This is a genomic window from Nitrosopumilaceae archaeon, from assembly GCA_035631875.1.
Classification (GTDB): Archaea; Thermoproteota; Nitrososphaeria; order Nitrososphaerales; family Nitrosopumilaceae; genus TA-20.
On sequence record DASQHX010000009.1, the window covers coordinates 104,507 to 120,264 of the forward strand.

Here is a 15,758-nt window from a genome sequence, read left to right on the forward strand (position 1 = left end):
ATTTTAATCGCTAATTAAACTTCACTATTATATTATAGAATAAAGTCGTGTATGAAGTAATTTCTCTGAATTTGATAAAATTACTTGAAACCGCACGTGAATTAAAATTACAATTTATATGCATTCTCATGAGTTTACAATTCTATGGTGTTAATAATAGATCCACAAGTAGCTGGAATTTCAGGCGATATGCTACTTTCAGCTCTAGTAAGCATGGGTGCAAATAAATCAAAAGTAATTGATGGAGTTCATGTCTCAGAGAACTATCTTTCAGGATCTAAAATCCAAAAGATTGACTTTGACAAAATTGTTAATCATGGAATAGAAGCAATTCAACTTTTACTTGATATTAAAGAAAATATTCATGAACGTAAAGGTACTGACATTCAAGAATGTATATTATTAACATCAGATAAAATTGATCTTTCTGAACACGCCAAAGTGTTTGCCAAAGAAAGCATTAGATCGTTGATAAAGGCGGAATCAAAAATTCATGGAGAGCCTATGGAATCAGTACATTTCCATGAGGCTTCAAGCATAGATACAGTGGTTGATATAATTGGAACTGCAGTTGCTTTAGATGATTTGAATTTTTTCTCAGAAGAGGTAATCACCATGCCAGTAGCAGTGGGAGGAGGCACACTTACTTTTTCACATGGAACGGTATCAAATCCTGCTAGTGCGATTTTAGAAATTTTCCGAAATTCAAATATCATAATTTCTGGTGGGCAAATTAAGGAAGAACTCACTACACCTACAGGAGCTAGTCTTCTTGTCAATCTGGCAGATAGTTGTGCAGAATTTTATCCTGCAATGAGAGTAAAATCAATAGGATATGGGTCAGGAAAGAAAAAATTTGATGGATTTCCTAACGTGCTTAAAATTGTAAAAGCTGACAAGACAGAACAATTTCAACAAGATACAGTACAAATACTTGAGACAAATCTTGATGATATTTCTGGCGAAGTTTTGGGCCACATGATTGATAAAATAATTGCAAATGGAGCAAAAGATGTTACAGTAGCTCCTGCTATAACGAAAAAAGGCAGGCCGACAAATCTAGTTTCTATTATATGTGATTCTAGTTCTATAAATGCCATTCTCGATACTTTGATCTCTGAAACAGGTACATTAGGAATAAGAATTAGATCATCATCTAGGTTTGTTGTACCAAGAGTAACTATTTCTGTGCCTGTAATAATCTATGGAAAAAGTTTTACAGTAAGATGCAAAATGGTAAAAAATCAGGATATTATACAGCACTTCAAAGTGGAAGCAGTAGATATTAAATTAATTGCAGATTCACTTTCAATATCATTTAAAGATGCAAACGAGTTTATTAGAACTGAGATCAAGCAAAAATTGAGTTTGAAATGACAAAGATTGATGAATTGATTAATTGGTTTAATGGACAATCTAAAGTGCTTGTTGCATTATCTGGTGGGGTAGATAGTGCGCTTGTTGCATATGCAGCACATAGATCACTTGGAAACTCGGCAATTGCAATTACAGCTGATTATAAGACGTTGGCACAAGAGGAATTAGAATCTGCAGAAAAAATTTGCTTAGAAATTGGAATCAAGCATATTGTAATTCAATATAATGAACTTGAAAATCCTGAATTTGTAAAAAATGATAACACTAGATGTTTTCATTGTAGAAATGAACTTTCAGAACATCTTAATGAAATCTCTAAAAAAGAGAATGCCAGTATCATCGTGGACGGTACTAATCTTGATGATCTAAGAGAATACAGACCTGGAATAAAGGCTCTAAAAGAAAATGGGGTTAGGAGTCCACTTGTAGAGACAGGGTTTACAAAAGAGAATGTTAGAGAATATGCACAAAAAGTCGGTTTATCAGTATACGATAGACCATCAAACTCTTGTCTTGCGTCTCGTATTCCATGGGGACAAGAAGTAACAGTAGAAAGACTTGCAAGAATTGAGATGGGCGAAATTTTGGTCAAGCAGTTTTTTGGAGTACGACAAGTTCGTGTACGTGATTTTAATGGTGTTGCAAAAATTGAAGTGGAGCAGAAAGAAATAAACCTACTTTCTGATCAAACAAAATTATCAAAACTCATTGAGAGGTTAAAACAGATTGGATTCACATCCGTTATTGTAGACCCAGAAGGATACAGACCTGGAAAGCTCAATGTGATAGTAGATTGATATATCTAGATAACGCCGCATCGACTCCAGTACACGAAAAAGTAATTGAAGAGATGATTCCATATTTCAAAGAACAGTACGGAAATCCCTCATCTATTCACAAGTATGGTCGTCTTGCCAACATTGCAATTCAAAATGCAAGAAAAAGAATTGCGTCATTGATAAATGCGGAAAGCAGTGAGATGCTCATAACATCGGGAGGAACAGAATCAAACAATACTGCGCTTTATGGAATTGCACATCATAACATGGGTAAACACATCATAACATCATCAATAGAACACGATGCAATACTGGAACCATGTAAACGACTTGAGGAAGAAGGTTTTCAGATAACATATCTTCCTGTGGACAAATATGGTCTTGTAAATCCAGAAGATGTTGAAAAAGAAATTTCGCATGATACTTGTCTTGTCAGTATAATGTTTGCCAATAATGAAGTGGGCACCATTCAGCCAATTACAGAGATTGGGAAGATCACACAAGCAAAAAAAATTGTATTTCATACAGATGCAATACAAGCTGCAGGAAAAACTCCAATTAATGTAAAGGATCTTGGCATAGACTTGTTATCTATATCTTCTCATAAAATAAATGGACCAAAAGGTGTTGGCGCGTTATACATCAAAAAAGGTGTTAAAATTGATCCTCTCATTTTGGGCGGCGGTCAAGAAAATGGTCTGCGTTCAGGAACAGAAAACGTGGCAAGTATTGTGGGTTTTGGCATGGCGTGCCAACTTGCAAATGATAACATTGTACAAAATCATGAACATTTTAAAAAATTAGGTATGAAGCTTATCAATGAGGTTTTAAAAGAAATCCCACATACCAAACTTAATGGTCATCCTGAAAAAAGAATACCAAATAACATTCATTTTACATTCCTTGGTGTAAATGGTGAGGATCTAATAATCAAACTTGATGAAAATAAAGTTGCTGCATCAACCGGTTCCGCTTGTTCTGTGAAAGTACAAAAAGCATCACACGTACTTAGAGCCATGGGATTTTCTCATGAACAAATAACGGGATCTCTGCGTTTAACTATTGGAATAACAAACACAGAAGAAGAGATTAATGAAACTGTTCAAGTCTTAAAAAAAGTAGTAAAAGAATTACGTACAGTTTCACCATACAAAGAAAAATATAATTTTTAGATCTAATATAAACATTGTAATTTAAACAGATAATTGTTTATTTAGAAATAACTTCTACACTATATGTTGTTTTTTGTGTAAGAGGTAATGCAACTCCATTTTTATCCCATACAAAAATTTCTACAGTATATTTGCCTACAGAGTTAGGAGTCCAAGAAAGTTCTGCTGTTTTTGTGCTTGCAGGATCAACGTATCCATTTACCAAATTGATATACACAACTCTATCGTTTTCATCTTTTATTTGTACAATATATGAATAACCTTTTGTCAACAGGTTATCGTTATTTGAAATCTGTGTTACAAAATTTAGATTTGTTCCAACTGTTGGTTTTTCCAATAGTGGTCTATCATAATTATCTGTCATCTGTGGATTTATACTGATTGTAGATGATGTGGTTTGAGTTTGCTGAGTTGTAGAAGAAGGCGTTGAGATAGGATAAGATTGGGTAGGAGGTGAAGGAGACAGACCTACAATAATAGATCGTCCTAAAGCATCTCTGAAATCATGATACCATACTTGAACGCTTCCTCCTATTGGAGAAATTAATGCGGTTCCATCTTCACTACAAATTTGTGTTGGCATACCAAAGCTTCCTTTGAAAATTCCAGTACCTGGACCAGTTTCAGTAAGAGCAAATCCTGTTGAAGCAAGACCCCCGTGAAAAACACCACCTACTGTACAGTGATGAAATCTGAATCCTTTAATCCAGACTTCTAAGAGTATGTTACCACTTGAATCTCCTACCGTATCATCTGCAGGAGAGTTGGGATCATTTACTGTAGTATAAGTCTGAATTGCATTCGGATCCGTGTTAAGATCTGGATCGTTTAGAGTTATAGTGACAGGTCGCCCAAGTCCATAGCTTTGTGAATCAAGTGTAACTATTCCTGTGTGCGTTTGAATACCAGATTGTAAACTTGAAATGTTATTTCCTCCGCTAGCTGAAACACCTGAGATTGAAAGATGTACTGCGTTATTATCTGTCAATTGATCATTTACAAGAAATTTTATATCCTGACCAAATGTTCTGAGACTTTTGATTAAATTCGGATCATACTGATTTAATTGATTTGTAATTGCATATTCCAAAGTCCCTGTAAATATACTGGAGTTGGCAGATGTTTCTTGTAGTTCAGCTCTGTATATCGCATTGTTTATTTTTTGATTATTTTGATTTCCAAAAGAGAACAAATCAAACACAATTGGTTCAGTTCCACTTGATATTGTTCCTCCATTTGATGGACTGCCAGATGTATCAAAATTAATTTCTAAAAACACTGGAGATGATGAAGATATTGCATTTATTGCAGCTACATTAGCATCACTTATTTGGACAAGGCCATTTCTAGATGATATGCTGCCCGGAGTTAGTATCTGAACTGGGTTATTTCCTAAAGCACCAAAGTATAGAGTCATGCTAGTATCTGAAAATGAGTTAATTCCAAGTTGAAGCTGAAATGATCTTAGATCATAATTTATCCAATTGGTTCCACCTGAATTTGGTTGACTTGTATCAATAAACAGACTTTTCAGGGTTTGTTCTGTGATTCCAAGATTTAATATAATTTTCTTAAAAGGACCACTGGGTGAAGAGGTAGTATCAATTATCAATCTAGCAGAATTTGAGTCAGGTACATTAGATGGAACCGATATTCCTCCAGCAAAGCCAGCAGAACTTGGATAAAATTGTACGTTTGATGCACTATTCAATGTAACTGGATTTCCAAGTTTTAGTGTAGGTAATATTGCAGAGCTTCTAAAATCATCCAGACGTTCAACTATTGCTCCATTAAGGTTTTGATTACTATCTACAAGCGTTATTATTGCTTTTTGACCAGGATTAAATTGTCCACTTGGTGCAACAAGAGACAGTGTTGGTTTCTGATTAGAATTTAATTGCACATTTGGAGGTGTACCAAGAGATAGATCCGCATTAGCAGTACCAGATAATATTGAAGTAGATTGTGAATTGTAAGATATAGAAGCCGATTGACCCCTTGGTGCATTATTTAAAATTCCAATTGCAGATGTACTGGCATACGAGCTTTCAAAAATTCCTGAATTTGGTGCAGTTTCTACAAATGTTACCAATTTATTATAGGTAGCTCCACTTGTGATTGAAGTAGTGGTTTGAAGTTGATTTGTTTTCAATTGTGCTACAGCACCTAAATTCATTTCGACATGTCCGTTATCTTTGAAGCCTAAGCTGCTAAGATTTGGGTACAAGTTTACTAATCCTGCTGGACTAGGAACAGAACCAGATTCTGGAAATGCTTGATAGAAGGTTGCTTCTGGAGAATTAACATTGAATGTCCAAGAATTTATGGCGGTAGGATCTTCATTGAGTTGCATATCATTTATTGTTGCAAAGACATCAGAGCCTTGCGGATAATTAGTTCTGTCAAGTTTCGAGGAAATGTCCGTCATGTCGTCATATGTCAGATTTACAGTTTCAGAGCCTCCAGCTTTATCATATTCTATAGTTACATTATTACTAAAAGTAAAAAGCTGGACAAGTGGCCATGCATTTGGATTTATCCCAATCTGACCAGTTTTCACTCCAGAATTCATGTTAAGACCAGGAGGATTTCTAATCACACTCATTTGATCGGTAGGAGGGCCTAGAACACCAGTACATGCAGTAAATGATGCGGTACCTTGGGTTGCACCTGTTATTCCATTATTTGGAATTGCAACACCGTCAGTTTGTGAAAAACTGACTCCTAATACAGATGGATCAGTACTCCTGTCACAAAAGACACCAAAGTCTAAGTTTTGACCAGCTGTTCCAGGTAATGAAATTTGATCTGCTTGCTTTGCTTTGTCTACGTTAGCAAAAAATGCATACCATGCTCCACTAGAGCCTTGCACCATCCTAAGTGGACTTCCGTTTAATGTAACGGTTGGTTCACCTAGTTGTTGATCAACTGGACTAATACTACTATCTCTTACAACCACTTCTACAACCATAGCTCCTGAGAAATGATTCTCAAACGCACTATTTTCTGCAGATATAAACAGATCTGGATGATCAGAATAAGCATGTACTACATTAATTACCGATAGCGGAGTGGTCATAAGAAATACTATGAGAGTAAAAGCCATTATCGTACGCAGGTTCATTCTATAATTACATGAACTGCAGAACTTGCAAATATTGTTGTCGAATGATTTGTACTTTATTTAGAAAAATTACTCCATATTCCAACTTAAAATTTTTTATATTTTTAATTCATCTACAATCCCAAGTTTTAACTAGGGTTATCTTCAACTTTCGCTGTGAAAAAATTCAAGATAGTTATTATAATCAGCGCAGTTTTGGTAATTATCGGAATTGCACTTACATTTTATGAATCTCAATTAATAAACGGAAGTGTTATAAATCAGCAACAAAATCTTTTGCCTGGTGCATCAATGACCCTAACAAAAGATCTTGATCCATCAAAGAATCAAAACGGTGTTTATTCTATTCAAATTACAGATTTTCAAAAAGAAGACAATATCAAAGTAAGTATTCTTAGTCCTGTAGGCGAGACAGTCATATCAAAGTCAATAACAAAAAGCCAGATCCAAGAAAATTTTATCATTTCTACTAGTGGAACATACAAAATACAAATTGAAAATCAAGGATCGCGAGAAATCCAAATTTTGGCAGTAATAGGAAATTATCCACAAAACATAGCACTAATAGACATGTGTAGTTTTATTCTGCTTATAACAGGACTAAGCGGACTTGCAATAGGAATAATGTATCTTGTTAAGAATCGCGGTAAAACCAATATCAATTAAGATATTGATCAAGTTCAGTTAAACCGTCAACAACCCCTGAAAAATTCTCATCCATCTCCATAATATCATTTAGTTTTTCCTTATCAACAGTGTAAATGGCTTTATTTTCTATCAGATCTAGTTTAACAAAACCACATTGTATTACATATGCTAATCTTTCTTTTATTTCCGTGTCAGATATCTGCAATTTTTCCACAAGATAGGAAGAGTCTTTACTTCCATCTTCAAGTTCTGACAATATTATAGAAACGTCTGGATCTACTAAAATTTCTAACATTTTTTGTTTGTCATAATTTTTATCCATTTTTACCATGCCTGTTTTGAACTTAATATTTTCTTCTTGTTTGAAATGAAATCGGTAATCAATATCTTATCAATATTCTCAGGGTTTATGTAATATGCCCTTCCTTTAAGCTGCCTTTCCAATCCTTCCACATAACTCAAAAGTTCAACTTCCTCACTTACCATAATAGTATCAATTTCAATTCCTTCACGCTTACATTTTTTTGCCTCAAAGAGAGTTTTGGCATCTATTACTGGATCAACCTGTCTATATCGGTAACAGAGATACACCATCTCTCCACCCGTATCCAATTTTATATCGCGTTCATTTTGTAATTTCAAAAGTGTGGCTTCATCAGGTTTGTAAAAGTGAGAGTATGGCTTGTCAGAAAGTATATCCTTTTTTTGAGATTCATTATCAATAAAACTAGCACTTGGTTGACCATCAGTTATCATTACTATTCTTTTATTTTGAGAACCGTCACGTTTTAAAATTTTTAATGATAGTCTAAATGCTGCCTGATAATTGGTATAATGTAAAAAATTATCATTTGCATCATATGTTTTCAGGTATGGAATGTCATAAGGATCTATTTCTGATGCAAGAGAACCAAAACCAACCACGTAAATAGAATCATTAGGAAAAAATTTTTTATTTAAAACATACAAAGTCCAAAGTGCTTTTTTTGCAGCTTCTATCCTGCTTCCTTCTCCTGAACTAACAGAATATTTCATGGTGGAACTGAGATCAATACAATACACAACAGCAACTTTGGTCTCTTCAATTGTCTCAAATTCTTCAAAGTCATCAATATTTAGAGAGATTGGAAATTTGATTTCTGAAGATTTTTTAATTCTTTGAATCGAATTTAGTATAGTTTGTGGAACGTTAAGATTTCTCACATCATCACCAAGTTCTAGTTTTTTTGTAGTGTCCATGATGACACTTCCTGCACCAGCATTTTTTGTTTCATGAAATCCAAATCCTCCTTCACTTATTGACTTCATTACATCATGTAGTAGTTTTCCTCCGATCTCAAAAAATGCCTTGTTTGTCAGCCATTTTTTTTCATCCTTGAGATAGCCAATTTTTTTCAAGTACTTTGTGATTGGCTCACCTGTTCCTTGAATGTCTGTTTCTTTTTCTTCCTGATTTTGTTGCATTTCTGATTTTTCGTTAGATTGTTGAATAATTCCCTCTAAGATACGATCGAGTTCTTGAACATTAGGTGTTTTTTCTTTTAGAGCTTGTTTTGCCATTGTCTGGAGGATTTTTTGTAGTGTGTTGTTTGACACCTCAGTATTTGATGTTTTTTTGTCGTTTTCTTGGTTTAAAAAATAGACAAAATTTTTGGATCTAGGCTGCAACAAATACAGCCTCTTTTTTGTCAAGAATTTTTGGATCTATGGCACATAGTCCTTCTAGTATCAACTCTGTTATCGCAGCTCTTAGTTCACTTTTTGCACTATCAGATATGGAGAGATATTCAGATCTTATATTATGTTTCTGTGTTTTTTTCTCAAATTCTTTTTGTTCATCGGATATTTTTTCATATATTGTTCCAATCAAAGATCTCATAGTTTCAAAATTCTTTAGTTGGTTTTCATACGAAGTTTGCATACTATTTGCGCCTAGGATCTTTTGAGAAACTTGAAATGTCTTGCCCACAAATTCTTGTTTAATCCGCTCCAGTATGGAGAGATCAGTTCCTTTTACATATTCAAGTGAAGTCTCTTTGAGTGCGATTGTAATTAAATTGTTGAGTACTTTTTCTCTATTTGTAATGGTGTCATCCATTTCTGCAAGCTCAAATTTTGTAGCTTGACTGATACAAAATATGTCAGAAGGTCGTGGAATTGCAAGAACTTTGTGCGATACGGCTCGTGCTCGTTCAGATTCACCAACTAAAAGCTCAAGGCTATGTACTCCCATGCGTACACTAACTCCCTTGTCTTGATTTACTTCATTACTTATACGTGCATCTTGAATTATTTTTGCTAAAATTCTTAACATGAAAATTGGAATGAATGATTTTGAGATTTTTGCTTCTTGTATTATGATTAACATTTCATCATCTATTAATTTTGGATAGTGAGTGTGAATGTGGCTTTTTAGTCGGTCATAAAGAGGCTCTATTATCTTACCAGAATGTGTATAGTCAATAGGGTTTGCAGTTGCAAAAAAGACAGTTTTTGGTTCAAATATAACAGGATAAGCTCCAGTTGTAAACCGGCCTTCCTGAAGAACAGAAAGTAGTGCAACTTGCTTTCTTGTATCAAGTACAGGTAATTCATCTATGCAAAAGAGACCATGCTTTGCTTGCATCAACTGACCTGGCGAATATGATTCAATTTTATACATCTCGGTTCCTTTTTTTGTAATTTTAATTGCGTCTATCTGTCCAACAAGATCTTTTACCGATATATCTGGTGTAGCAAGTACATACTTGTATCTGTCCTTGCCTTCAACCCATTCAATTTTTGTATCAAGTTTGTTGTTACGAATTTTTTCCATACTTTCAGAATCCATGTAAAATTTTGGAACTGATGTTGTGTTTTCTTTATCTTCTAATAATGAAATCATCTCGTCTTGTGGCAGATCCATTGGAGAATCATTTGTTATACTTCCCTTGATAACCGGTATTGGCGACAAAAGATTCTTGGAAATGGTGTTAGCAATCTTTGTTTTTGCTTGGCCAATTTGTCCAACTAGCATCACATCATGACACGCCAAGATTGCTCTATCTAGTGCAGGAATTACATCATCTTCAAATCCAATAATTTCCGGATATTTGGTCTCATTTGTCAGCATTTTTGAAATTAGGTTTTGTCGAAGTTGTTCTTTAGCTCCAATTATTTTGTAGTTAATTTCTAAAAGATCACCTAGAGTCTTGATTTGTTTGTAATCTTCAGGGAGACCTGCCATTACTTCAGTATATTTTGGAGTTGAAGAATAGCTTCGTCTTACAAGATTTTCAAATTCCTGCGCCAATATGGTAAATTAGCCTAAATGCGATTTAAAGTATTGTTTGCTTTAGCATGGTTTTTATCGGGGTTTAGGAAATTTTGTTTTACTTGTCTTCACAAGAATACAGACACATTGTTAGGATTGCGGGGAAGGATGTTCCTGGAGCAAAAAAAATGATCATAGGGGTAAGTCAAGTAAGAGGAATAGGATACAATTTTGCCAAAGCAATCTTAGATGTTCTTAAGATAGACCAGAATAGCAATATTGGATTTCTCACTGAATCTCAAGTAGAGGAAATAGAAAAGGTAATGAAAAATCCATCATCAATTAATGTACCTTCATGGTTTCTAAATAGACGAAAAGATATGGATTCTGGAGAAAACTTGCACTTGATTACTTCAGATATAGAATTTAATGTTAGAAATGATATAGAGCGTGAAAAAAATACAAACAGTTGGAGAGGTTTTCGTCATACTTATGGATTAAAGGTTAGAGGTCAGAGGACACGTACTACCGGAAGAAAAGGTGGTGCAGTAGGAGTTCGTAAAGGAGGCAAGGTTCTTCCACCTGGTGCAGTTCCAGAAGGCGCAGCAGCTCCAGCAGAAGGTGCAGCAGCTCCAGCAGCTCCAGCAAAGGGTGGCGCAGCAGCTCCAGCAAAAGATTCGAAACCAGCAGCTGCAAAACCGGTGGAGAAGAAACCAACAAAATAGGTGATTTGATTGGGAGATCCTAAAAATCCACGAAAAATTTGGAGAAAACCAAAACGTCCACTAAACTATGATTTACTGAATGAAGAGCTTTATGTATTAGGAACTTTTGGATTGAAGAATAAAAGAGAGCTCTGGAAAGCACACACAGAATTATCTAGAGTAAGAAAACAGGCAAGATCACTTTTAGCTCTAACTCAAGAAGTGAGAGAGAGAAAAGAACCAACATTAATGAAATCACTAGTGAGGGTTGGATTTGTAAGAGAAAACTCTACGCTTGATGACGTTTTAAATTTGAAAGTAACTGATTTACTATCACGTAGATTACAAACAATGGTTCAGAAAAAGGGTTTGATAAAAAGTCCATATCAAGCAAGACAGGCAGTAGTACACGGTCATGTAATGATAGGAGATAGAGTAGTTACAATTCCTTCATATACTGTTAAAGTAGATGAAGAAAACGAAATTCATTTGGCTCCAGGTATAAACTATGGACAGCCAAAAAAACAGGAAGTCGAATCTGTTATCACAGAACAACCACAAGTGTAAGATATCTTACACGCAATTATTATTATCGAGAAAGTAAGTAAGATCATCATATGTGTTCAATAATTGGTTATCTTGGAGACGGTTCTGCTGCACCCATACTGGTTAAAGGGCTAAAACGTATGGAGTATAGAGGATATGATAGTGTTGGTGTTGCCACAATTTCAGGCAATCAGATTACTTTAAGAAAGGGTGTCGGAAAAGTTGCGGAAGTAAACAAAGCAGTAAATCTTGACATGCTTTCTGGTTCAGTTGGAATAGGCCATACAAGATGGGCAACACATGGAGGCGTAACTGAAACAAACGCACACCCACATCCATCTAGTACTGGTGAAGTTGCCATAGTGCATAATGGAATAATCGATAATTTTGCAGAATTAAAAAAAGACTTGCAACAAAAAGGATATGTCTTTAAAAGTGAAACAGATAGTGAGGTCATTGCAAATCTTTTGCAACACAATTTTGATCAAACAAAAGATGTTAAAAAATCCATAATTCAGACAGTGTCATCCTTGAAAGGAAACTATGCCTTTGTTGTAGTATTTGAAGACGGTACACTTGCAGCAGCAAGATTTCATGAACCACTAATCATCGGTGTAGGAAAAAATGGTTATTTCATTTCAAGTGATGTTTTAGGATTTGTAGAGCATACTGATGAAGTAATTTATCCAGATAACCGAGAGTTTGTCATCATCAATCTAAAAGGCATTCAATTTTTTGATTTTGATGGCAATCCAGTACAACATCAGATAACTAAAATTTCAAAAGAACTTGCTGATGTATACAAGGGCGATTATGCACACTTTACTCTCAAGGAAATTTCTGAGCAGCCAGATACAATACTAAAAGCAGGAGAATCCACCAGGGTGGAGCTTGATTTGACGACAGAATTTGTAAAACATGCAAAGAATCTTTACTTGACAGGAAGCGGTACAAGCTATAACGCAGCTCTTGTGGCAAAACATATTTTTTCAAAATATGCAAAAATAAAGATAGAGCCCATATTATCTAGCGAAGTGGCACATTCTCCAAACAATTTTGATCAACAATCAATTCTTATTGCACTTTCTCAAAGTGGAGAAAGTGCCGATGTATTAGAAGCTGTAAAAATTGCTCAAAAAGAAGGAGCAAAAATCATATCTATTGTTAATATAATGACCTCGTCACTAGTACAATCAGCCTCTATTTCTATTGGCTTGAATTGTGGACCTGAAATTGGTGTTGCTGCGACTAAAAGTTTTACCGCACAACTTTCTATTTTATATAAAATCGCCGATAAATTATGTGGAGGTTGTATTGGATTAGATCTTGATAAGGTTTCCACATGTATAACAAAGATACTTTCAGATCACACAAAGATTCAGGATATTGCAAGAAATCTCAAAACTATTTCTGACATTTATGTACTAGGCAGAGGAATTCATTACGCAATTGCGTCAGAGGCATCACTAAAGCTAAAAGAGCTTACATATATACACGCAGAAGGTCTTCCGGGCGGAGAGTTAAAACACGGACCATTGGCGCTAATGGATTCTAACGTCTTTGTAATAATAATAAATCCTAATGATTCCACTTATGTTGACACTTTAGCAAGTGCCCATCAAATAAAAGCCCGAGGTGCAAAAATAATCGGAATCTCTGACAAGCCAAATGATGTATACGATTATTGGATAGAAATACCAGAAATTAATGAAGCGTTATTCCCGCTTATTGAGATAATTCCAATTCAACTCTTAGCATATTATGCCGCTCTTGAAAAGGATACAGATCCAGATTATCCAAGGAATTTAGCAAAGTCTGTTACTGTGAAATAACTCTATTGTATTCTCTTTCTGTTAATAAAAGTAATTTTTCTGATCCTATACCAGTTTTTAACATGCATGCAATTGATGCACCGCCAGCACCAGCGCCTTCCTTTACAAATCCTTCTGCATAAGATCTCAGTCCAGAAATTTTTGACTCGCCTAATTTTAGTTTTGCAACAAGTATTGGAATGTCAGAGATTTGTTTTATTAATTCCACAAGGTTTGCCATATTATCATTTATGATGTATGAGGTAGTTCCAAGCGCAGTATTTGTTTCATTAAAACCAAGATGTTTTGCAAATGCTAGAACTGCTGCCATTTGTGTACCTCCTGCCAAAATTACATTTGTAGATTCTGAGGCTGTACCAAGTATTCCTGCAACGGTAGGAATCATTGGATCCCCTAATTGTGAAATAATGTCGTAAGGATCTTTCGATTCCAGTCTTTTTAATGCAGATTGTACCGTTTGTTTTTTTAACATGACAGGATTCTCCGGCATGCTACTACTTACTGTAGCCTGTATGCCAAATCCAGTCATTACAGCAAGAGCTGTTGTAGTGCCTCCAGGAATACTTTCACCGATTATTAGACAGTCTGTTGAAGAACCAAGAGACCTTCCTACAATTCTTCCATATTCAACAGCTTTTTTGACAGAATCTTGATTAAGGCCTGGTTCATGTGCAATATTTTTTCCTGGCTCTAAGCCGATCTCTAAACATGGTAGTTTTGGAATAACCCTGCTTCCGGCATTGACAACAAAGCTTGGGACGCTTGCAGCTTCTAGTGCAGTTTTAGTAAGTAGAGCTGGAGTTGGTTTTCCATCAGGAGTCATAGGTATTACATCAATTGATTTACAATATCCATAATGAAGAAACTCTGCATCAGCAGCTGCAGTAAACTTTAGCAGATCAGGGTTTGCTCCAGCAACAGTAATGCCAGGTATCTCGCAAGTGGCAGTATATGAAATCACTAATGAGAATACAAATTTTTTATTTTCAACTTTTTTTACAAAATCAACTCCTCTTTGCGTGTTTCCTAAAATTTCTATATCTTGCAATTTTTATTCACTATTCATAAATTCAAGAAATTCTTGTTCTGTCCTAGGCTGTAAAACAAAATTTGTCTTTTTTTCTTTTTCTAATGTAGACGAGGGATAGCTTCCATAGTTATGACCAGGATAAAGAACTAATTTTTCATCCATTTTATGAAGAATATCAAACAAACTATGATAGAGTTCCTTTGCACTTCCACCAGGAAGATCAACTCTACCACAATTACCAACAAAAAGCGTATCACCTGAAAAAATTTTTCCATCACCGATAAGGCATATGCTGTCCTTTGAATGACCTGGAGTATGAAAGACAGTAAGCTCCGAATTTCCAAATTTTATTTTATCACCATCTGATACTGTCATATCGTTCTTTAGTGTAGAAGCACTATGTTGTATTATTTTTGCACCCGTGATTTTTGTCATGTATTCATTACCTACAGTATGATCAAAATGGTGATGTGTATTGACAATGTATTTTATCTTTAGATTATTCTTTTCTATCACCTTTTGGATCTCCTCAAGATCCCATGAAGGATCTAAAACTATGGCAGTATCAGTGTCTTCATCCTCTAAAATGTAGGTAAAGTTCTGCATATTTCCAACTTGCATTTGATGTACTTTCATAGTACACCAACCTCGGCCTCTGGAGGTATACCAATTTTTTCAACCAGAATAGTTCCACACATATCTTTTCTCTTTGGCATCCCTACTTTCATTTTATGAAATGTTATAGTCACATCAGCTTTGACACATTTGTCGTTTGTATTTCCAGTATCTGGATCAAGACCTGATGGAATGTCTATTGCAATCTTAAATGCCTTTAGTTTATTTATAGAATCAATTGCAGATGCATATGGTTCCCTAATTTTTCCAGAAATTCCCGTTCCCAAAATTCCATCAATAACAACATCTGCTTTTAGATCAAGATCACTAATGTCAGACGCAATTACCAAATCTATTGAATTCATTTTTTCAAGTATTGCCCAGTTTATCCTAGATTCATCTGTTTTTATTTTTTCTGGATTTCCAAGTAGTAATACTTTGACATCGGATCCAAAACCAGTCAAATGTCTTGCAACTACTAGAGCATCACCTCCGTTATTTCCAAGTCCAGCAAAAACAAGAATTTTTTTTGATGAGATGTCTGGAAATTTTTCTAACAAGTATCTTGCAACAGATGCTCCTGCATTTTCCATCATGAAATTTCTTTTAAATCCCATCTGATGACCGTTTTCCTCTATCTGCATCATTTGTTTGACTGTTATATCCATATGATAACTC

General features: G+C 35.0%; 14 protein-coding genes. 7 read left to right on the plus strand and 7 right to left on the minus strand.

The window, feature by feature from the left end; genetic code table 11:
* Window positions 1–144 precede the first annotated feature (144 nt).
* Genes larC through VEU72_02630 form a run of 3 tightly spaced genes read left to right on the plus strand, consistent with a single transcriptional unit; the run spans window position 145 to window position 3,328 of the window.
* Window positions 145–1,377, plus strand: coding sequence for a nickel pincer cofactor biosynthesis protein LarC (larC, locus tag VEU72_02620; protein HYL66028.1), 1,233 nt, complete (start codon window positions 145–147; stop codon window positions 1,375–1,377).
* Window positions 1,374–2,174: an ATP-dependent sacrificial sulfur transferase LarE gene (gene larE, locus VEU72_02625; GenBank protein ID HYL66029.1), complete on the plus strand. Its 801-nt coding sequence runs from the start codon at window positions 1,374–1,376 to the stop codon at window positions 2,172–2,174. The genes larC and larE overlap by 4 nt, the downstream gene beginning before the upstream one ends.
* Window positions 2,171–3,328, plus strand: coding sequence for a cysteine desulfurase family protein (locus VEU72_02630; GenBank protein HYL66030.1), 1,158 nt, complete (start codon window positions 2,171–2,173; stop codon window positions 3,326–3,328). The genes larE and VEU72_02630 overlap by 4 nt, the downstream gene beginning before the upstream one ends.
* Window positions 3,329–3,365: 37 nt before the next feature.
* On the opposite strand, the gene VEU72_02635 is transcribed toward VEU72_02630, so the two are convergent.
* Window positions 3,366–6,452 (minus strand): peptidase, encoded by a 3,087-nt coding sequence (locus VEU72_02635; protein ID HYL66031.1) that lies wholly within the window; start codon window positions 6,450–6,452, stop codon window positions 3,366–3,368.
* 156 nt (window positions 6,453–6,608) lie between these two features.
* Here VEU72_02635 and VEU72_02640 point away from each other — a divergent pair, with 156 nt between their 5' ends.
* Entirely contained in the window at window positions 6,609–7,118 is a 510-nt protein-coding gene (locus VEU72_02640; GenBank protein HYL66032.1) for a hypothetical protein, read from the plus strand.
* Here VEU72_02640 and VEU72_02645 read toward each other — a convergent pair.
* From VEU72_02645 to VEU72_02655, 3 genes are read right to left on the minus strand one after another with little or no spacing between them, the layout of a single operon-like run.
* On the minus strand, window positions 7,111–7,422 hold the full coding sequence (locus tag VEU72_02645; protein HYL66033.1) for a hypothetical protein: 312 nt from the start codon (window positions 7,420–7,422) through the stop codon (window positions 7,111–7,113). The two genes, VEU72_02640 and VEU72_02645, sit on opposite strands and share 8 nt — an antisense overlap.
* Window positions 7,423–7,424: 2 nt before the next feature.
* Complete coding sequence (locus VEU72_02650) at window positions 7,425–8,768, minus strand: VWA domain-containing protein (protein ID HYL66034.1); 1,344 nt, start codon at window positions 8,766–8,768, stop codon at window positions 7,425–7,427.
* Window positions 8,758–10,392, minus strand: coding sequence for an AAA family ATPase (locus VEU72_02655; GenBank protein ID HYL66035.1), 1,635 nt, complete (start codon window positions 10,390–10,392; stop codon window positions 8,758–8,760). The genes VEU72_02650 and VEU72_02655 overlap by 11 nt, the downstream gene beginning before the upstream one ends.
* Before the next feature lie 83 nt (window positions 10,393–10,475).
* Here VEU72_02655 and VEU72_02660 point away from each other — a divergent pair, with 83 nt between their 5' ends.
* The 3 genes from VEU72_02660 to glmS are packed head-to-tail and all read left to right on the plus strand — an operon-like array spanning window position 10,476 to window position 13,435.
* A complete protein-coding gene (locus VEU72_02660) occupies window positions 10,476–11,078 on the plus strand; it encodes a 30S ribosomal protein S13 (protein HYL66036.1) in 603 nt (200 codons plus the stop codon).
* A 9-nt stretch (window positions 11,079–11,087) separates the two neighbouring features.
* Window positions 11,088–11,624 (plus strand): 30S ribosomal protein S4, encoded by a 537-nt coding sequence (locus VEU72_02665; protein HYL66037.1) that lies wholly within the window; start codon window positions 11,088–11,090, stop codon window positions 11,622–11,624.
* A gap of 50 nt (window positions 11,625–11,674) precedes the next feature.
* On the plus strand, window positions 11,675–13,435 hold the full coding sequence (glmS, locus tag VEU72_02670; GenBank protein HYL66038.1) for a glutamine--fructose-6-phosphate transaminase (isomerizing): 1,761 nt from the start codon (window positions 11,675–11,677) through the stop codon (window positions 13,433–13,435).
* Here glmS and VEU72_02675 read toward each other — a convergent pair.
* From VEU72_02675 to VEU72_02685, 3 genes are read right to left on the minus strand one after another with little or no spacing between them, the layout of a single operon-like run.
* The gene (locus VEU72_02675) at window positions 13,422–14,483 is read right to left on the minus strand and encodes a TIGR00303 family protein (protein HYL66039.1); all 1,062 of its coding nucleotides are present in this window, start codon (window positions 14,481–14,483) and stop codon (window positions 13,422–13,424) included. The genes glmS and VEU72_02675 overlap by 14 nt on opposite strands.
* A gap of 3 nt (window positions 14,484–14,486) precedes the next feature.
* Entirely contained in the window at window positions 14,487–15,101 is a 615-nt protein-coding gene (locus VEU72_02680; protein HYL66040.1) for a hydroxyacylglutathione hydrolase family protein, read from the minus strand.
* On the minus strand, window positions 15,098–15,748 hold the full coding sequence (locus tag VEU72_02685) for an NAD(P)H-hydrate epimerase (protein HYL66041.1): 651 nt from the start codon (window positions 15,746–15,748) through the stop codon (window positions 15,098–15,100). Before VEU72_02685 ends, VEU72_02680 begins: the two co-directional genes overlap by 4 nt.
* Between the last annotated feature and the right edge of the window lie 10 nt (window positions 15,749–15,758).

Excerpts from the sequence above, each read along its gene's own strand:
- VEU72_02685 (HYL66041.1), bottom strand. The coding sequence starts at position 15,748 with ATGGATATAACAGTCAAACAAATGATGCAGATAGAGGAAAACGGTCAT.
- VEU72_02645 (HYL66033.1), bottom strand. The coding sequence starts at position 7,422 with ATGGATAAAAATTATGACAAACAAAAAATGTTAGAAATTTTAGTAGAT.
- larE (HYL66029.1), top strand. The coding sequence starts at position 1,374 with ATGACAAAGATTGATGAATTGATTAATTGGTTTAATGGACAATCTAAA.
- larC (HYL66028.1), top strand. The coding sequence starts at position 145 with ATGGTGTTAATAATAGATCCACAAGTAGCTGGAATTTCAGGCGATATG.
- VEU72_02680 (HYL66040.1), bottom strand. The coding sequence starts at position 15,101 with ATGAAAGTACATCAAATGCAAGTTGGAAATATGCAGAACTTTACCTAC.
- VEU72_02635 (HYL66031.1), bottom strand. The coding sequence starts at position 6,452 with ATGAACCTGCGTACGATAATGGCTTTTACTCTCATAGTATTTCTTATG.
- glmS (HYL66038.1), top strand. The coding sequence starts at position 11,675 with ATGTGTTCAATAATTGGTTATCTTGGAGACGGTTCTGCTGCACCCATA.